The organism is Brevibacillus sp. SIMBA_040 (assembly GCF_046535075.1).
Classification (GTDB): Bacteria; Bacillota; Bacilli; order Brevibacillales; family Brevibacillaceae; genus Brevibacillus.
In genome coordinates, this window is the sequence record NZ_JAWRXI010000005.1 from 270,518 (window position 1) to 287,518 (window position 17,001).

19 protein-coding genes, 1 other RNA gene and 2 riboswitches are annotated in these 17,001 nt (G+C 46.6%); of the genes, 14 read left to right on the forward strand and 6 right to left on the reverse strand.

Annotated elements, in window-relative coordinates:
* Position 1 precedes the first annotated feature (1 nt).
* The 7 genes from SB752_RS11110 (at position 2) to glpK (ending at position 7,767) form a co-directional block, all read left to right on the forward strand.
* Positions 2–1,000 carry an ABC transporter ATP-binding protein gene (locus SB752_RS11110; protein WP_410715711.1) on the forward strand — a complete coding sequence of 333 codons (999 nt, stop codon included), beginning with the start codon at positions 2–4 and terminating at the stop codon, positions 998–1,000.
* Positions 936–1,712 carry an ATP-binding cassette domain-containing protein gene (locus tag SB752_RS11115; protein WP_410715712.1) on the forward strand — a complete coding sequence of 259 codons (777 nt, stop codon included), beginning with the start codon at positions 936–938 and terminating at the stop codon, positions 1,710–1,712. The genes SB752_RS11110 and SB752_RS11115 overlap by 65 nt, the downstream gene beginning before the upstream one ends.
* A gap of 17 nt (positions 1,713–1,729) precedes the next feature.
* Positions 1,730–2,425, forward strand: a complete 696-nt coding sequence (locus SB752_RS11120; protein WP_410715713.1) for a class I SAM-dependent methyltransferase — start codon at positions 1,730–1,732, stop codon at positions 2,423–2,425.
* Positions 2,426–2,524: 99 nt separating this feature from the next.
* A complete protein-coding gene (locus tag SB752_RS11125; protein WP_410715714.1) occupies positions 2,525–3,016 on the forward strand; it encodes a DUF2798 domain-containing protein in 492 nt (163 codons plus the stop codon).
* Between the two features lie 413 nt (positions 3,017–3,429).
* Positions 3,430–4,314, forward strand: coding sequence for a GNAT family N-acetyltransferase (locus tag SB752_RS11130; RefSeq protein WP_410715715.1), 885 nt, complete (start codon positions 3,430–3,432; stop codon positions 4,312–4,314).
* 162 nt (positions 4,315–4,476) lie between these two features.
* Positions 4,477–4,586, forward strand: a riboswitch (SAM riboswitch).
* An 85-nt stretch (positions 4,587–4,671) separates the two neighbouring features.
* A riboswitch (SAM riboswitch) is annotated at positions 4,672–4,780 on the forward strand.
* A 14-nt stretch (positions 4,781–4,794) separates the two neighbouring features.
* The gene (locus SB752_RS11135; protein WP_410715716.1) at positions 4,795–6,129 is read left to right on the forward strand and encodes a homoserine dehydrogenase; all 1,335 of its coding nucleotides are present in this window, start codon (positions 4,795–4,797) and stop codon (positions 6,127–6,129) included.
* A gap of 132 nt (positions 6,130–6,261) precedes the next feature.
* The gene (gene glpK / locus SB752_RS11140) at positions 6,262–7,767 is read left to right on the forward strand and encodes a glycerol kinase GlpK (protein WP_410715717.1); all 1,506 of its coding nucleotides are present in this window, start codon (positions 6,262–6,264) and stop codon (positions 7,765–7,767) included.
* Positions 7,768–7,791: 24 nt separating this feature from the next.
* On the opposite strand, the gene SB752_RS11145 is transcribed toward glpK, so the two are convergent.
* Both SB752_RS11145 and SB752_RS11150 read right to left on the reverse strand, forming a co-directional pair.
* Entirely contained in the window at positions 7,792–7,932 is a 141-nt protein-coding gene (locus SB752_RS11145; protein ID WP_164684821.1) for a hypothetical protein, read from the reverse strand.
* A gap of 97 nt (positions 7,933–8,029) precedes the next feature.
* Entirely contained in the window at positions 8,030–9,184 is a 1,155-nt protein-coding gene (locus tag SB752_RS11150; protein WP_410715718.1) for a CapA family protein, read from the reverse strand.
* A gap of 141 nt (positions 9,185–9,325) precedes the next feature.
* On the opposite strand from SB752_RS11150, the gene SB752_RS11155 reads away from it, so the two are divergent.
* A complete protein-coding gene (locus tag SB752_RS11155) occupies positions 9,326–10,135 on the forward strand; it encodes a VOC family protein (RefSeq protein ID WP_410715719.1) in 810 nt (269 codons plus the stop codon).
* A 48-nt stretch (positions 10,136–10,183) separates the two neighbouring features.
* Here the strand turns inward: SB752_RS11155 and SB752_RS11160 are convergent, their stop codons facing one another.
* Positions 10,184–10,663, reverse strand: a complete 480-nt coding sequence (locus SB752_RS11160) for a CcdC family protein (protein ID WP_410715720.1) — start codon at positions 10,661–10,663, stop codon at positions 10,184–10,186.
* A gap of 78 nt (positions 10,664–10,741) precedes the next feature.
* The gene (locus SB752_RS11165; protein WP_410715721.1) at positions 10,742–11,941 is read right to left on the reverse strand and encodes an MFS transporter; all 1,200 of its coding nucleotides are present in this window, start codon (positions 11,939–11,941) and stop codon (positions 10,742–10,744) included.
* A 169-nt stretch (positions 11,942–12,110) separates the two neighbouring features.
* Between SB752_RS11165 and SB752_RS11170 the strand changes: the two genes are divergently transcribed.
* Entirely contained in the window at positions 12,111–12,791 is a 681-nt protein-coding gene (locus SB752_RS11170) for a CPBP family intramembrane glutamic endopeptidase (RefSeq protein WP_410715722.1), read from the forward strand.
* A gap of 39 nt (positions 12,792–12,830) precedes the next feature.
* Positions 12,831–13,382 (forward strand): RNA 2'-phosphotransferase, encoded by a 552-nt coding sequence (locus tag SB752_RS11175; RefSeq protein ID WP_410715723.1) that lies wholly within the window; start codon positions 12,831–12,833, stop codon positions 13,380–13,382.
* Here SB752_RS11175 and SB752_RS11180 read toward each other — a convergent pair.
* Positions 13,379–13,915, reverse strand: a complete 537-nt coding sequence (locus tag SB752_RS11180; RefSeq protein ID WP_410715724.1) for a DUF309 domain-containing protein — start codon at positions 13,913–13,915, stop codon at positions 13,379–13,381. The genes SB752_RS11175 and SB752_RS11180 overlap by 4 nt on opposite strands.
* A gap of 87 nt (positions 13,916–14,002) precedes the next feature.
* On the opposite strand from SB752_RS11180, the gene SB752_RS11185 reads away from it, so the two are divergent.
* Positions 14,003–14,257 carry a hypothetical protein gene (locus tag SB752_RS11185; protein WP_410715725.1) on the forward strand — a complete coding sequence of 85 codons (255 nt, stop codon included), beginning with the start codon at positions 14,003–14,005 and terminating at the stop codon, positions 14,255–14,257.
* Positions 14,258–14,310: 53 nt separating this feature from the next.
* Here the strand turns inward: SB752_RS11185 and SB752_RS11190 are convergent, their stop codons facing one another.
* A complete protein-coding gene (locus SB752_RS11190; RefSeq protein WP_410715726.1) occupies positions 14,311–14,481 on the reverse strand; it encodes a YjzC family protein in 171 nt (56 codons plus the stop codon).
* Positions 14,482–14,775: 294 nt separating this feature from the next.
* Between SB752_RS11190 and SB752_RS11195 the strand changes: the two genes are divergently transcribed.
* The 3 genes from SB752_RS11195 to ssrS all read left to right on the forward strand — a co-directional run bounded on the left by SB752_RS11195 (position 14,776) and on the right by ssrS (position 16,922).
* Complete coding sequence (locus SB752_RS11195; protein WP_410715727.1) at positions 14,776–15,360, forward strand: DUF4870 domain-containing protein; 585 nt, start codon at positions 14,776–14,778, stop codon at positions 15,358–15,360.
* A gap of 141 nt (positions 15,361–15,501) precedes the next feature.
* A complete protein-coding gene (locus tag SB752_RS11200; RefSeq protein WP_410715728.1) occupies positions 15,502–16,707 on the forward strand; it encodes a CaiB/BaiF CoA transferase family protein in 1,206 nt (401 codons plus the stop codon).
* A gap of 24 nt (positions 16,708–16,731) precedes the next feature.
* Positions 16,732–16,922: non-coding RNA, 6S RNA (gene ssrS, locus SB752_RS11205), on the forward strand.
* Positions 16,923–17,001 lie beyond the last annotated feature (79 nt).

A 17,001-nucleotide genomic window follows, 5' to 3' on the forward strand; every position in this document is an offset into this window, starting at 1 on the left:
CATGGAACCATTGTTGTCGATAGAACAGCTGACAGTCACGTTTCACACGCCAAAGGGGAAAGTAAAAGCTGTAGATGGTGCCAGCCTGACCTTGCACAAGGGACAAATCGTCGGACTCATCGGAGAAACAGGGAGTGGGAAGTCTGTACTGGGTCTCTCCATTCCAGGGTTGTTGTCCAGCACAGCAGAAGTATCAGGAGCGATTCGATTCAAAGGGCAAGATTTGCTCCACCTCCAGAAAGACAGCTTGCGAAAGCTGCGAGGGACCGAGATCGCATTTGTCCCGCAAAATCCCGCTACCTCGCTCAATCCAGTGATGCGAGTTGGTCTTCAGATCACAGAGGCGATAAAGGCTCCTTTTTCACGAAAACAAAAAAGAGCGCATGCTGCCCACTTGCTAGAGGAGTTGAACATGCCAAAACCATGGGACACGCTCCAGCAGTATCCGTTTCAATTGAGCGGTGGGATGAAGCAGCGCGTACTGGCTGCCATCGGAGCAGCTGGACAGCCCTCGCTCCTGATTGCAGATGAGCCGACAAAAGGACTAGATGCACTCGTGCGTGACCAGGTTGTAGGTCTTATCCGTCATGTCGCAACTCATACTGGTGCAGCCATTCTTGTGATTACGCATGATTTATATGTGGCAAGGTCATTATGTGATGCAATCGGCGTCATGTACGCTGGAGAGATTGTCGAGAGTGGACCAACCGAGCAGCTTTTCACAAAGCCGAAGCATCCGTATACGAGTGGGCTGATTCGCTCCATGCCAGGAAAAGGAATGATTCCGATTCCGGGGGTCAGCCCGAGTCTCATGGAGGAGCATCGTGGCTGTAAATTCCAATCGCGCTGCTCGCAAAGGCTGGGGGAATGTGAGTGGAAAGCCCCTCAGCTTTTCGAGATTCAGGATCAGGATCGTAAAGTGAGGTGCTTTTTGCATGATTCGAGTCGAGCGCGTGAGCAAATCGTTCCAGAGCGGATGGTTGCGACAGCGGACGCATGAAGCAGTCAAACAGGTGTCTTTTTCAATCGGAAAAGGAGAGACACTGGGTTTGATCGGTGAGAGCGGCTGTGGCAAATCGACTTTGTCTCGATTAATGGTAAAGCTGCTACCTGTTGATAAAGGGAAGATTTTTTTCGAGGATACAGACATTACCGATTACACGATGAAGCAGATGTTTTCACTGCGCACCAAAATGCAAATCATTTTCCAGCATCCGGACTCGGCTCTTCATCCTCGTCAAACGATTCTACAAAGTTTGCTAGAACCGTTATTGCTTCATCAAATCACGGACAGAAAGCAAGCGATTGAGCGTGTACAGGATCTATTGGCATCCGTCGGTTTAACCGAAGACATATTGTCGCGTTATCCCCACCAGGTCAGCGGAGGACAAATACAACGTGTGGTCATCGCGCGTGCACTGACACTGGAGCCGCGCTTTATCGTCCTGGATGAACCGACCTCCATGCTGGATGTTTCTGTGCAGGCACAAGTCATTGATGTCTTGAAAACGATCCAGAAGCAGTTTGATTTAACGTACTTGTTTATCTCCCATGATCTCGATTTGGTGGCACATGTCAGCGATCGAATTGCCGTGATGCACAAAGGAGAGATCGTCGAGCTGGATCAGAGCAAGAAAATGATGGGTGAGCCTGTCCATACGTATAGTCAGAAGCTTGTTAAGGCTTTTCGCACGTATCAGATGAATGGATAAAAAGAGGAGGAAATAGGATGAGCGATAGACCGAATTCCATGACTGCATCCGCTTTTTGGGTCGCGGCGTGGGAGAGAGCCGTACAAACTGATTTGCGAGTGAGTGACGATACCGAAGAAGAGAATTTTTGGGAAGAGTATGCGCCTATGTACGATGAGCGCAATCCGCTCGCACCGTATACTGAGGCTTTGATGGAGGTAGTGCATTCTCACCTTGCTCCCGATGATCATCTGCTGGAGGTAGGTCCGGGGACGGGGGGCTTTACACAGCTGCTTGCCCCGCACGTTGGAAAGATTACGCTAGTGGAGCCGTCTGCATCGATGTATACGGAATTTCATTCCAACTGGCAAAAGACAGCGTATGCGCTGCCAGAGGTCTTGCCTGAGAAATGGGAGGATCTGGAGGCGGTACATGCTGATGTGCTATTCAGTGCCAATGCGGTGTACCGCATCCGAGATATGCAAGCAGCCTTGCTCAAGATGAATCAAACGGCGAAGCGCCACGTCTTTCTAGTCCAGTCAATCGGTCGTCCTTTTGCCGGACCTCTCTCCTTTTCATGCAACGATCAAATGTATGAACGAGAGAGAGCAGTGGCGATTGCGGAAATACTGGACGAGCTGGAGATTCAGCATACTTATCGTACATTTCCGGTTGAACGGAAGAACGGCATGACTCATGAGGTTGCTTTGATTCACTGGAAGCCCAAACACTAATTTTGTTCCGTTGTCCAAAAAATTCACAAAGTGTTCACTTATGAAGAACATCCCTCAATCCTTATGATTAAGAGCGTAATAAAGAAGGGATGATGGAAATTGCCAACAACGAAGAAAGAAAGTGTTTATTTTGGACTGATGATGTGTTTTGGGATGGTTTTATTTATGACATCCTATAATTTATGGACGAATGGATTGCTTGGTATGATTTCGTTTAAAGAATTACTCATCCAGTTTATTCTGGTATTTATAATCGCCTTTTTATTGGAATCATTCATCGTCGGTCCAATCGCAAAGAAAATAGCTTTTGCACTGCCATATGACAAGTCAAAGAAAGGACTTGTGATTTTGTCCATGGCATTTTTTATGGTGTGTGGAATGGTTCTTTGCATGTCACTTTACGGCTTGGGAATAGCATACTATTTTCATAGCATAGATGGGGGATACCTACTCCCGAGTTACTTTTCCATGGTTTGTAAAAATTTTATTTTTGCTTTTCCGCTGCAGCTTCTCATAGTAGGACCGATTGTTCGGTACTTGTTTACAAAATTGGTTCAGAGAAAAGGAATCACGATCAAGCATTTTTCATAGTCATGAAAGTAATTGTAGACAAAAGTCTAAAAAAGGTGATACTATACCTTCAATCTTAAAAACTGAAGGGAGATTAGACTTATATGCTTAAACTTATTATCGCAAATTAAATTCGAATGAGTTTAATAGGAGGGTTATTCTATCATTCATTGATCGGTTTGTTTGATATGCCCTTTTGCGATAATGAAGAGAAGCGATATAATGTCTAATCTATACAAGCAGAAAAATAAATGGTTGTAATCAGGCTAAAGGCAGGCGCTTGCTTCAGGCTGGTTTACTTTATTTTTTGCGTATACAAAGACTTTATGAGTTTATTCTCATAAGGTCTTTTTCTGTTTTTAGGAGGTGATTTATTTCCATAAATATACATGCTGTGTACGAGAGTGATTAAAATATATATGGAGGGAATCTACATGAAAAAATACGAATTAGTAAGTAATTATCGCAATAACGAAAGCTTGAAGGAGAGCTTTAATTCCTTAGCAATAAAAACCTTCAAATTAGATTTTCGAGGCTGGTATGACAAAGGGTATTGGAATGACAATTATATTCCGTATTCCTTTGTTGATAAAGGCAAGGTTATCGCAAACGCCTCGGTCACTAAAATGTCGGTGATTATAAATGGTCAAACGCATAAAGCGATTCAGGTTGGTACAGTCATGACAGATGAAAATTATCGCAATCAAGGCTTGGCTAAGCAATTAATGCAGCACATTCTGAGGGAACATGAAAATAGATGTGATTTCATGTATCTTTTTGCGAATGAAACGGTTTTGGATTTTTACCCGAGGTTTGGCTTTACACGCCTACATGAAAGTGAGTTTAGCATAGATCTGGCGAAAAGCTCGATTCAAATGAATACAGCATCGAAAGTAAAGCAGCTCACTATTGAATATGATCTTGCCTTACTTGAAAAATTTGCGAAAAATCGCCATGTCAACTCAAGGATCTTAGATGTGGAGCAAAATGAAAGCCTATTACTTTTTTATTTCACATTAGTATTTTATGAGGCTTTGTTCTATGTGGAAGATTTAGAAACGATTGTACTCATGGAGGAAGAAGAAGATATTCTGCGTATTTTCGATATCATTTCGTTACAAGCACCAAATGTTGAAGCAGTACTTGCAAGCATTGTGAAGGAAACAACGAAAAAAGTAGAATTTTGCTTCACTCCTGATTTTACAATCGAAGGGATGACAGCAACCATTATGCCAAATGATGATGATGCCCTATTCGTCTTAACAAAAAAGCCGCTGCTGAAGGGAAACTTTATGTTCCCGTTAACATCACATAGTTAATTGACAGGTAAATGAACTGCTATATTCAAGGGACGCTAATGAAAAGAAAACCTGGTGCCACTGCTTGGCTGGCACTAACCAAATTCCTTTTTATTGAAAAGAAAGAATTTTGTTGACGGATGGTATGGAATTTCTTAGAATAAAGCTCAACAGAATACACTATTCTTATCCAGAGAGGTGGAGGGTCTGGCCCTATGAAGCCCGGCAACCGTCACGATTAGGTGACAAGGTGCCAATTCCTGCGAGGCGACCTACGTCTCGGCAGATAAGAAGCGGGTGTCGCGTAAGCGTGATTACGAACCTTCTTCTTAGTGAAGAAGGTTTTTTTATTCCTAGAAGTACCAAAATTCATATTTTTCTTTATCCAGAGAGGTGGAGGGACTGGCCCGATGAAGCCCGGCAACCGTCATGCAGTATGTGACAAGGTGCCAATTCCTGCAGGACATAGGTTCCTGGGAGATAAGGAGAAGGGGAGCAGCGATGCCCAAGAGCCTTCTTCTTAGCGAAGAAGGCTTTTTCTTTTTCAATTATGAGGATGGAGTGGTTAACATGAGCGCTGGCGTAATTCGAGTAGGGTTGTTGGGACTTGGTACTGTAGGGGGAGGCGTCATCAAAACGATACGCTCTCAACAAGAAAAGCTGTCTTCTCGATTGGGGAAACGCATTGAAATCGTGAAAGCACTGGTTCGCGATTCCGATAAGGAGCGTGCAGTTCACGTTGATGCGTCTTTATTGACGACAAACTTTGAGGATATATTGCAAAGTGATGTGGATATTGTCGTAGAAGTGATGGGCGGTGTCGAGCCTACTTATGATTACGTTCGAGCGTTGATTGAAAAAGGCTGCCATGTCGTAACAGCGAACAAAGAGCTGCTGGCAAAACGAGGCACAGAGCTTGTTGAGCTGGCGAATCAGCATCAGGTACATTTGGCATATGAAGCGAGTGTTGCGGGTGGAATCCCGATTTTGAGTGTGCTGCGCCAATTTTTAAGAACCAATGACATAAGCGGTGTACTCGGAATCCTCAATGGCACGACCAACTTCATTCTGACCAAAATGGAAGCGGAGCAGCTGTCCTACCAGGAGGTTTTAAAGGAGGCGCAAGAGCTCGGTTATGCTGAGGCAGACCCGCGTTCTGACGTCGAAGGCTTCGACGCGATGTACAAACTGTATATTCTCGCACAGTTGGTGTATGGAGAATCGCTCCCGCTTTCAGATGTGGTGCGAAAAGGGATTTCTGATCTCTCTGCAGGGCATATTCGCATTGCCAGCGAGCTTGGCTATCGGATCAAGCTGATTGCCCAGGCTTATCAAACGGAGCAAGGCATTCGACTTTCCGTTGAACCGACAATGTTGCCAATCGCTCATCCATTGGCGCAGATTCAGGATGCTTTTAACGCAGTTCAGCTCTCCGGAAATATTGTAGGTGATTTGCTGTTTACAGGAAGAGGGGCAGGAGAGCTTCCAACGGCTAGTGCGGTTGTCGAGGATTTGGCGTATTTGTTGACACAGCCATTTACACCTCACCCAGCATGGAAAGAAATTGCCGCTGCGACCGCGGAGGTAAGTGAAGAAATCCAGCGTACGTTGTGTTATCTCGAAGGTTCATGCTCATCTGCAACACCGGATCGCGTCCTGCACTTTTTACGTAAAGCTGGGGTTACAATCAGTAAACTAAAAGTTCAATTTGACCTCGGAGGCGTTTTGCGCGCTGGTCTGATCACAAACGGATTAACAGAAGACCATGAAGCAGTACTAGGGAGCGACTTTGGGCTGTCGGTACGATGTTTCCCAGTATTGGAGTCGGCGGAATAAAAAGAACAAGCTTTTTCTTTTCCCATCTTTCTGTTGGAAAAAGAGGGATCAACTTCTTTTTCTCAAATATAGGTAGTAAGAAAAAAACTTGCTGCTCTAGGCAGAATAGACAAGGAAAGAGAGGTGAAGCAGATGACACCTGCAGAAAAGCGTTACGTGCTGGCTATCGATCAGGGTACGACCAGCACGCGTGCCATGCTTTTTACTCGCGAGGGGAAAATAGCGGGAGTTGCCCAAAAAGAGTTTACCCAGCATTTCCCGAAGCCAGGCTGGGTAGAGCATGATGGGCTTGAGATTTGGTCATCTGTGGTTGCTGTAATTGGGCAGGTACTGACGAGCCACAATATTTCTGCAAGCGAGGTAGCAGCGATTGGAATCACGAACCAGCGCGAGACTACGTTGGTGTGGGATAAACAGACCGGGGTTCCGATATACAATGCCATCGTCTGGCAATCACGTCAAACAAGCAAAATCTGTGAAGAGCTGAAGCAGCAGGGGAAAAATGACTGGGTTCGTGCCAAAACAGGACTATTAATCGATGCTTATTTTTCGGGAACCAAGGTCAAGTGGATTCTGGATCACGTACCAGGGGCACGGGAGCGCGCGGAGCGGGGCGAGCTGTTGTTTGGCACGATTGACACCTGGCTGATTTGGAAGCTGTCTGGTGGCGTGGCACATGTGACGGATTATACCAATGCATCGCGTACATTGCTCTTTAACATTCATGATCTGATCTGGGACGAGGAGCTGCTTGCTCTGCTCGATGTGCCCAAAGCGATGCTGCCAAAGGTTTGCTCTAGCTCAGAAGTCTATGCCTACACGGATCGGAATTTATTTTTTGGTGCAGAGGTACCGATTGCCGGGGCGGCAGGTGACCAGCAAGCGGCATTGTTTGGGCAAGCATGCTTTGAGGAAGGCATGGCGAAAAATACATACGGAACAGGTTGCTTTATGCTCATGAATACAGGGTCCAAAGCTGTTTCCTCACAGCATGGCTTATTGACGACAATTGCGTGGGGGCTAGACGGACGTGTGGAGTACGCACTCGAAGGTAGCATATTTGTGGCGGGATCAGCTATTCAGTGGCTGCGTGACGGGATGCGGATGCTGAAATCGGCAGCAGACAGTGAACAATACGCGACACGAGTCACCTCTGCCCAAGGCGTGTATGTCGTGCCTGCTTTTGTCGGGCTGGGAACGCCGTATTGGGACAGCGAAGTACGTGGTGCGGTATTTGGTCTTACACGTGGAACGAGCAAAGAGCATTTTATTCGTGCGACGCTCGAATCTCTTGCTTACCAGACGCGGGATGTACTGACTGCGATGGAAGCTGATGCAGGTCTTCCGTTAAAAAAATTGCGGGTAGATGGTGGAGCAGTCACAAATAATTTTCTCATGCAGTTCCAAAGTGATCTGCTCAGTGTCTCTGTTGAGCGCTCAGAAGTTAGTGAGACCACTGCTTTAGGAGCCGCCTATCTCGCTGGGCTGGCGGTTGGCTTTTGGAATAGTCGGCAGGAAATTGCTGATAACTGGAGAGTAGAACAGACGTTTGACGCGCAGATGGCGCAAACGGAACGCGAGGAATTGTATGCAGGGTGGAAAAAAGCAGTGCAGGCAGCACGCGCTTTTTCGTCATGAAAGCTGCTCGCTGCCTGCACCTGTTTATTTCTGATGAGTTGGATCTTGTTGATCCTTGCCATTTTGCTGGTTGCCTGGAAAAACTGCTTTTTCCCATTTGGTCAGGAAATAACCGGAGAGGACAAAGATTCCGATCGCCGCTACTGTAATGATCAATCCTGTCATCGCTCTCACTCCTTGTGTGGTTACCTGTTTCTTATTATGTGATACGAATCAGCAAGAGGAGAGTTTCGTAATGAGAAGAAAATCAGCGGTCTTATTTTTATTTGGCATGAACCGTACCGTCACTTTCGATTTGCACATTTTCCGAAATCGACTCGATGCGCCTCAATAAAGCGGCCCCGTCGTGATCATTCATCGGTACGGCTTGCCCCAGCTCAGCATAGTAGGGCAGCATCTTCAGATGACAATCACCTGTTTTTGTACAATTCGCTTGCAGCACCATGCTGTCCCACGTTTTTGGTTCGACAGCGCGAGTGAAAATAAAATTACCCATACTGTAGGCAACCCATTTGCCGCGATACTGTTCAAAGCCTTGCAGGACGTGCGGGTGTCCCCCGACGATCAGATCGGCTCCAGCATCAATATAGGTGCGGGCCAATGCCTGTTGATAATCGACGGGAAAATCCACTTTTTCCTTTCCCCAATGGGCGATGACGATGACCAGGTCAGCCTCTTTCTTAGCTTCCTGAATCGCTTGTACTGCGAGTGCCGGATCATAGGTAGCAGCAAGGCCGGGCTGATCTTTACCAGCGTACCAGCTTACCTGCGGAATCACGCGGCTAAACCCAAACAAGGCGATACGGATGCCTTTTTTCTCTACATAGACGGGAGCGTACGCTCTTTTGGCGTCTTTGCCTGCACCGACATAGGCAATCTGATGAGCATCCAATGCTGAGAACGTATCGAGTAACCCTTCGATTCCTTGGTCCATGGAGTGGTTATTAGCCAAATTAACCGCATCGATGCCAGCATCTTTCATGGCGGGAATCGCTTCTGGAGATGACTTGTAGACAAATTCTTTGTTTTCCGATGGCGTGCCCCGCAATGTTATCGGTGTCTCCAGATTGGCGATCGTATAATCATCTTGCAAAAATAATGATCGAACATGCGCAAAGGGGAAGTCAAAGCCTTTTTCCAGCAATCGTTTTTCAACGTTGCCAGACATCATGACATCCCCTACAAATGTCAAGGCTACAGTAGGCTCTTCCGGTGGATCTGCATGATCTGTCGCAGGTTGGGTAGCAGGATCCTCGGTAGGGCTTCCGTTTTTCTTAAACGAATCTACAGCGAAATACAAGCCGGCTGCCATAACGGCCAGCATACTGAAAACAAGCATGTTCTGCCCCATCTGGATCCACTTGCTTCTTCTCCTTTTGCGACGAGACCTTACCCGGTTTGTTCTAGTCTGATTCATTTCTCCCCCTATTTATCGAATACAACATGATTTTGGAACATTTGAAAGTCCTCGATAGAGGTTTTCTTATTATACCATTTGTGGATAGGCTTTTCTTCTTGAGACAATTCACTAGGCTGTATACGAAAAGGGGCAAACAATATGCGACTCGTATTTGATCATTTGGTACATTTTCTTGATCGAGCACCTGCGGAAGCGACGGAGAAGTTCCATCAAGCAGGCTTTCATGCCGTTGCCGGTGGTCGCCACGAGGCTTGGGGTACGTGGAATAGCCTTAGTTACTTCGGACTTTCTTATGTGGAGTTTCTATCGATTGAGGTGGAGGAGCTTGCTTGGCAATCAAATAATCCGTTGATTCGCCAGCTTGTCGGAGACCGTAATTTAGGTGCGGGTCTTGGGCAGATTGCACTGCGGACGCAGCAGATGGATGAGTGGGCTCGGAAACTTATAGAAAAGGAATTGATTGTACACGGTCCTGTTGCTGGCAGTCGCAAACGAGAGGACGGCTCGCTTTTGAGCTGGAGAATGCTGTTTTTTGAAGATCCGAAGAGTCAGCTACGCCCACCTTTTTTAATCGAATGGCAGCAAAGTGATGAAGAACGTGTAGCGGATTTGCGAAAAAGAGGAATCGCCCGGCCCCATCCGAATCAGGCAACCGACTTGCGAAGTGTAGGGTATGCTGTTCTTGATCTGGAGGATGCGGTGAATACGTGGAAGCGGTGGCTGGATTGTCTGGTGAGCGGTATATGGGTGGATGAGCGTCTTGGAGCGCGATGCCAGGCGCTAGAGCTAAGTGGGCAACGCATAGTGCTTTGTCAGCCAGTTACAGAAGGGCTCGCATCACAGGCGCTGGCAGCACGCGGGCAGAACCCTTTTTTCGCCTCCTTTACCGGTGAGTCAGAGGGAAGCGATGATTTGTTTGGAGCGACCTATATTCGTACGAAACAATAAAAAACGAGCAGTTCCTCAGTAAAAGAGGACTGCTCGTTTTCTTTGTTTTTAGGTCCCAAACGTTTTCTTTGTCAGTTGGCGATACATGTACAGCATAGCGATTCTCCACGGTACTAGCATTCCGAATGCCAGCAGGAAGAAAAGACCGCCTGTTTGAACGGGTGTAAAAGAGTCGTTGATGATCAGCTTGATGATCAGACGAATCACCAACAATCCCGCCAAAATAAAAAAGAACGCTCGCGAACGCTTCAGATAAACATCCTGACCGATAATCTCAAAGCGAGAGGTCAAGATTAGCGGAATGGAGAAGACCAGTCCGACGAGAAAAGCGCCAACATCATACATGGGGGGCGTCGCTGCTTCCGGCAAGAAAAACATGGCAAAGCCTGTCGCCATAAAAAACGGTGGGAGAATAATGCTTTTTGCAGAAACCGGTTTTTTCTGACGTTTCATTCTCAAAAAGATAACTGCAGTCGCCATCAACAGGGGGACTAATACCCCCAAAGCGGTTGAAGATAGTATTTGCATGGAAGAACCCCTCCATTAGTTTTAAACTCTTTGAACTACCTCCTTTAGTTTACACCAAACCAAGGATAGGGGAAAGTATTATGCCGCTGCCTCGTCATTGGCACGTACATCGAGCTTGTGCTTTTTGCTGTAAACGAAGGTCACGACTGCAAACATCAAGGTAAGGGAACCGATAAACAGCAAGTAACCGCTGACGCCTAGTAAGTCCAGACCTGCGCCAGTAATACCCAGAGCAACCAGGAAGAAGCTGCGATCTAACATGCTTTTAAAAGAGAAGAATCGTCCCTGCTGATGTGCAGGCAGTCTCTTTTGAAATATCGTTGAAATCACCGGGAAAAAGAACGCGACAACAAAACCAAAGACGGCAAACGAACCAAGAACCATCATCTTGTTGTCAGCCACAGACATCCCGTACTGGGAAATCGCAAAAAATACAAGCATCAGTGTAGAGGCTGCAACCAGATTGTTTTGACCGATCCAGCGCTTTGCGAGCAGGCTTCCGATCAGAATGCTGACGCCCTCAAAAGCGTAAATCCAGCCCATCAATTGTGGTTCCTGATGGATTTCGCTAAAGTTTAAAATCATCAGATTGATACCGCCTAAAAAGAGGGTAATCAAGCCGTTGTTAATTAATCCGACCATGAGTGCAGGGTCTTTTCTCGTAATGGTCAATACCTCGCGAAACTCGACTTTTTCCTTGAGTCTACGGGATGTTACCTGTGGAATTCGGAGAAAAACGGTTACTACTGCCAAAACGGCGTAGGCGATGATTGAGCATACGTAGAGCATTTGCAAATTCATCGAGACGACGAGCACACCACCTAATGCGGTTCCACCGATACGGGATAGGGTAGAAATATTCAGATAGACGCTGTTTGCCTTGAGCAATTCGTCTTTGTCCAGTATGGCAGGCAGGGATGCTTGCACGGTCGGAAAGTAAAAGGCTGCGGAGCATTGCATGAAAATGAGGGAGACGATCATCCAGAGGATAGAATCATACGCAATAGCAGGGAACATGAAAACAGGACTCAAGCATCGTACCAAGCTTGCAAGCATCATCACTTTGCCTTTGTCATACATGTCAATTACGACGCCAGCTTTGGGAGAAAGCAAGATGCTGACAACCAGTCCGCTCATCAAAATCAGTGCTTTTACCGTTTCGGATGGGATCAAGCTCTGCATGAACTGTAGATTGGCGATGATTGAAATCCACATGCCCGCTCCTGCGACGATCTCCCCGGTCATTAAGAGGAGAAATGTTCGGTTTCGCCACAACATGAGAGCCACTCCATATCAAATTTTTTTTGCTAAGCAAAAGGTATCACTCAGTATAGCATCTCCATCCAAAATTGTATATTTATTGTCTTTGTGGGTATGCACAGCTTTCATAAAGGACAACCTATACCGATACGAAGCGGCCATTACGCAAAAGAGGGAGCTAATCCGTATGACGCGAAAACGGTCGTTACTTTTACTGATTGGCTATGGTTTCGCAGCCACCTTATCGATTTTTTATGGACTAATTGAGCGGCACAGTTTGTTTGTCACGTTTGTGTCGTTTCATTTACTAGTTTGTTTATGCATCCCTTTTCTGCATGGCTGGTGGGAGGGGACGCTGCGGGAAAGCTGGAGTCATGCATGGGGCCAGTTTGACAAGCGCGGGGCATTTTACGGACTTGCTTTGGGCTTGTTTTTAATCATTGGAGTGCTTGCAGGCGCTTGGCTTCTTCTACAAACGGAGGGCAGATCCGATAACATCCGGCGAATCCTAGTGGATTGGGATCTCAATGATCGATGGATATGGCTGTTCAGCTTTTATTTAGTCTTTGTGAACTCGCTGCTGGAGGAATTGTTTTGGCGTGGCTTCGTTTTGCAACGGATACGGCGGTCATTGTCACAAGCGATGGCCATTATTTTATCCAGCTTTTTTTATACGCTTTATCACTTGATTGTGGCAACGGTGATGTTTGGACTAAAGATAGGGCTAATGATTACCTTCCTAGTCTTTGGTGCAGGAATGATTTGGGGCTGGATGAAAGGCTTGTTTCCTGCAATTTACTCGACGTGGTTTAGTCATATTTTTGCGGATTTAGGGCTTGTGGTGGCTGTACTCTTGTGGATTTATTGAGTGGTGCTGTTGGTGCTGTAGGGGAAAAGGAAAGGGGCTATGGCTGTGCACGAGGAAGAGCTGCGCTTGCGTAAACGATTACTCAGTATTCTTCGGCAAAATAATGAGCACGTTCAGCTTTATTTTGATACATACGGATATACACCTGTGGGGCCAATGCTTGCCTACCTGCGAACATTAAAGGGCTGTGCGCTGGTGAGTCGCTCCGATTTATGGCAGGTCGTAGAAAATGACCCCGGAAAACAAATCGAGTGGGACGGTGGCGCTTTAATACGAGTAACTTATGGATTTCTGCCAGCGATAAGCCGTGGCAGACTGACAGAGATGGCTCCTCCTGAGCTGCTTTATTACGGAACCCACCGCAAATTAATACCGCAAGTGCTTTCTGCTGGCTTGTTACCCATCGCGAGTGAGTTTGTTCAGTTAGCAAGAAGCCCCAAAGATATCGGTATGCCAGTGGACGCGTTGTCCCTTCTGAGCGTGAAAGCACAGGAGGCACATGAAGCAGGCGTTCCTTTTTATCAGGTTAACGACCACTACTTTCTGTGCGAAACACTTCCACCAGCATACTTATTGCCATACACCGACTAGTCGGCTTGGCTTTTTCGGCGTTCCTCTCGAATTTGCAGCTGACGGCTTCTTTCGGCAAAGACATCGCTGCGATCACGCAATGTATGCTTGTTTAGTAAATAGAAATCCTCCATGTTGCTCGCGGTGTCTTTTGGCGAGTTGCGGCGCAGGCAGGCTTCGTCATACGCTTGCTGCAAGCGGCTATCTGCAATAGGCAAAGACAGGCTGTGATAGGCCTTGCCTTGCTTCAGCTCCTCAAGCCGTCGAACGAGCTGCTCATTTAAAACAGCGCTATCCAAGCCGAGCTGACGAATATCGCTTTGATGCTCATTCACAAGAGCGAGCGCACTCGTGAGCATTTTGATCGCTCCGTTATGGTTCCCGCGTCTTTGGTGATAAAGCCCTACAGCAATTTGAATCAACCCCACCCAAACAGGCTTGCGTTCGTTTGGAGGAGCGCTTTTCCAATATTCTTCAAGAATTTCGTGACATTCAAAATAATCGCGTTCAACATGAAACTGAACCAAATAGTCCAGGTATGGTTGTGGATACATGTGGTCACCTCATTGCTTGGTTTTCAACTGTCAGGTTATATACTATTATAAAGCAAAGAGATGAGAAAATGAGGTGCGAAACTATTTATGACGAGAGAAGAACTGATGGCAGTATTGGAAAAAAAGCGAATGACAGAAATTATAGAGCTGATCGAGGACGCAGAGAAGGGTGATTTGGAGGAGCTGGAGCTTGTAGAAAGCCTGGGGCTTTTGATGGATCGGGAATTAAACCGGGAAGTCATCCAGCTGTTGGAAAGCCTCGGGGTTACGATTATCTACGTTAGCGGAGATGAGGAAGACTTCGAGGACGAAGATGACGAAGAGGATGAAAATGATCAGTAATAAAAAGAACCAACCCTCGTGAAGGTACGAAAGGTTGGTTCTTTGCTATTCAACTACTTTTGTGTCCAAACCCGGTTTTTATTGCGGGTCGCCGGGAACTTTTCTCCCTTGGCAAGCTCGATGATCATTGGGTCCTGTACCCCTGCTCCTGACTCACCGATTTCCATGTATACAGCGTTTTTTGGAGATTTTTGACCTTCGTGAAAACGGCTGTGTTCTCCCAAAAGGATTCCTCCTTCAAGCTTTGTTATATCGAGCTTAGTATTTCGTAAGTGGATAAGCTTCATGCTGGAAAAACCGTGACAGACGCTGATTTTCCCACCAGAATAGACAAGTGCCCCGTGCCAATGAACCATCACCTACATACCTTGTAGATGTACCGATCAAGAGGGGGTGAGGTTCAATGGGTTGCGGATGCAGAAAGTCACATTGCAAATGCTACTACAAGAAGTGCTGCAAGAAGAAATATTACCAAAAGCATTGCTACTATAAGCCATACTACAAAATGGAGTGCAAGAGTGGTCACGGAAGCTGCGGTCATGGTCATGGACACGGTTATGGTCATGGTCATGGAGGATATGACCACGGTTACGGCTACGGCGGGTCCTCTATGGGTGGTTACGGTGGGTCTTCTATGGGTGGCAAATATTAATAGCGAAAAAGCGCCTTTCGGGGCGCTTTTTTCGTTTTTTCGCAACTTTGCTGCAATTTCGTCGTACACTAAAAATAATCAGATTATAGGAGGAATCATAATGAGTTATCTGTCTGGAAAAGAGGAGCGCATGTGGGCTGTAATCGTACATTTGTCAGCCCTCATCGGATTCATCATTCCGCTTGGTAATGTGCTCGGTCCGCTGATTATCTGGCTAGTAAAACGTGAGGAAGGGGCCTTTTTTGACGCACATGGAAAAGAAGCACTGAACTTTAACATCTCCGTTACGATTTACGCGGCGATTTCAAGTCTTTTACTCGTTATTTTTATCGGCGCATTACTGTTGATCGCCTTGTTCTTATTTTGGATTATTTTGGTCGTCATGGCAGCAGTGAAAACGAATGAGGGGAAAGTATTTCAGTATCCACTGATTTTCCGTTTTATTAAGTAAATAAGCACGACTGACAACCAACCATTCCATCCAGGAATGGTTTTAATTTGTTTGAATGTTCTTGCAGAAAAGGAGGAAGCAACCTCATAGATCTCGAAATACGAAGGAGTAGGGTAAATCGGTGAAAAGGGGTGTCCTGGCATGCTCACGGGTGTTACGGTCGTCGATTTTTCACGCCAGCTTCCTGGGCCTATTTGCACGATGAGGCTCGCTGATTTAGGGGCGGAGGTCATTGAGGTAGAGACTTATCCTGACTATGACCAGGGAAGATCTGTCGATACCACGAATAGAGAGGCCAAAGGACAGGAAGGATTTTACCTGCGCTCGCATCGGAATCATAAAAGCATATCCTTGAATTTACGGACGGACGAAGGGAAAGCCCTCGCATTTGCTTTGGCCAAACAGGCTGATGTCGTCGTAGAGAGCTTTCGCCCTGGAGTCTTACGACATCTGGGGCTTGATTATGACAGCTTATGGGCTGTCCATCCTGCGCTTATTTATTGCTCGGTTACCGGTTATGGACAGAGTGGTGAGCTTTCTCAGCTAGGAGGACAGGACCTGAATGTTCAAGCAGTCAGCGGCTTTCTTTCCACGATAAGAGACGTAGCTGGCGTTCCTGTCATCACAGATGCGCCGATAACCGATTTCGCTCTCGGGCTATATGCGAGTGAACAAATATGTGCGGCACTCGTACAGCGATTACGGACTGGGCGAGGGGCCTACCTCGACGTCGCATCCGCTGATCTTTTTTCATCCTGGATGGGCCTGTTCGCGATCTTTTCTAAATATAAAGAAATGGTTTGGGATCAATCCAATAGGCAGGGAAGGTTAGCCTATCACGTATTCGAAACCTCGGACGGACACTACGTAGCTCTTGCTGCCCTCGAAGAGAAATTTTGGCTCAATTTCTGCCGGGCAGTCGGTCGAGAAGACTGGGAGCTGCACCATTTGGCGACAATCATTCAACAGCCTGAGATTTATGAGGAAATGAAAGCGTTGTTCTTATCACGAACCCAAGCGGAGTGGAGCGAGCTTGGAATCGAGGTCGACTGCTGCCTGACAGCAGTGGAAGAGCTGGATAGATGGGCGGACAGCTCGTATGTAACGAGTCGTGAAATTGCGTATACCCTGCCTCTCGTGGAGAAAAAGGAATTGCGTCTGGCGAGGCAAAAGCAGACTCATACGGAGGGAGATCGCAAATCACCTCCATGGTTTACTGATCATACACATGAGCTGTTAAAACGGAAGCTAAACCTGTCAGAAGACGGTTTACAGCGTCTGGTGAAGCTGGGCGTAATTCCTGGTGCATCTGCGAAAACGGGAAGATTATCCGTTGAGCAGGAATGAATTTTGTGATAGAGTATGTATATCAAGATCCTGCGATGTACGATAGGCCGTAAATGTTTCTAACCTTATACGTGTTTTTCGGGAGACGGAAATTCGCTGTAGATGTCAGGCCCACCTCCAAATGGATGCATGGGAAGGCTGAAGCACGAAAGGGTCACCCACCTGTGTGAGCGCAGGTTATAGAAACATGAGGTCAACGGCAGAGCGGGGACTTGGCTGTATTCAATAGATTCATGCCTTTTTGAACGTATAGGAATTTATAAGTGCTACGCTTATGAATTCCGGAGCGTATGG

Bases quoted from the DNA above. Each gene is read 5' to 3' on its own strand.
- SB752_RS11145 (WP_164684821.1), bottom strand. From the start codon at position 7,932: ATGACAGGATTGATCATTACAGTAGCGGCGATCGGAATCTTTGTCCTC.
- SB752_RS11155 (WP_410715719.1), top strand. From the start codon at position 9,326: ATGCGACTCGTATTTGATCATTTGGTACATTTTCTTGATCGAGCACCT.
- SB752_RS11120 (WP_410715713.1), top strand. From the start codon at position 1,730: ATGAGCGATAGACCGAATTCCATGACTGCATCCGCTTTTTGGGTCGCG.
- SB752_RS11165 (WP_410715721.1), bottom strand. From the start codon at position 11,941: ATGTTGTGGCGAAACCGAACATTTCTCCTCTTAATGACCGGGGAGATC.
- SB752_RS11200 (WP_410715728.1), top strand. From the start codon at position 15,502: ATGCTCACGGGTGTTACGGTCGTCGATTTTTCACGCCAGCTTCCTGGG.
- SB752_RS11175 (WP_410715723.1), top strand. From the start codon at position 12,831: ATGGCTGTGCACGAGGAAGAGCTGCGCTTGCGTAAACGATTACTCAGT.
- SB752_RS11160 (WP_410715720.1), bottom strand. From the start codon at position 10,663: ATGCAAATACTATCTTCAACCGCTTTGGGGGTATTAGTCCCCCTGTTG.
- SB752_RS11130 (WP_410715715.1), top strand. From the start codon at position 3,430: ATGAAAAAATACGAATTAGTAAGTAATTATCGCAATAACGAAAGCTTG.
- SB752_RS11170 (WP_410715722.1), top strand. From the start codon at position 12,111: ATGACGCGAAAACGGTCGTTACTTTTACTGATTGGCTATGGTTTCGCA.
- SB752_RS11150 (WP_410715718.1), bottom strand. From the start codon at position 9,184: ATGAATCAGACTAGAACAAACCGGGTAAGGTCTCGTCGCAAAAGGAGA.
- SB752_RS11115 (WP_410715712.1), top strand. From the start codon at position 936: ATGATTCGAGTCGAGCGCGTGAGCAAATCGTTCCAGAGCGGATGGTTG.
- SB752_RS11180 (WP_410715724.1), bottom strand. From the start codon at position 13,915: ATGTATCCACAACCATACCTGGACTATTTGGTTCAGTTTCATGTTGAA.
- SB752_RS11185 (WP_410715725.1), top strand. From the start codon at position 14,003: ATGACGAGAGAAGAACTGATGGCAGTATTGGAAAAAAAGCGAATGACA.
- SB752_RS11110 (WP_410715711.1), top strand. From the start codon at position 2: ATGGAACCATTGTTGTCGATAGAACAGCTGACAGTCACGTTTCACACG.
- glpK (WP_410715717.1), top strand. From the start codon at position 6,262: ATGACACCTGCAGAAAAGCGTTACGTGCTGGCTATCGATCAGGGTACG.
- SB752_RS11135 (WP_410715716.1), top strand. From the start codon at position 4,795: ATGCCCAAGAGCCTTCTTCTTAGCGAAGAAGGCTTTTTCTTTTTCAAT.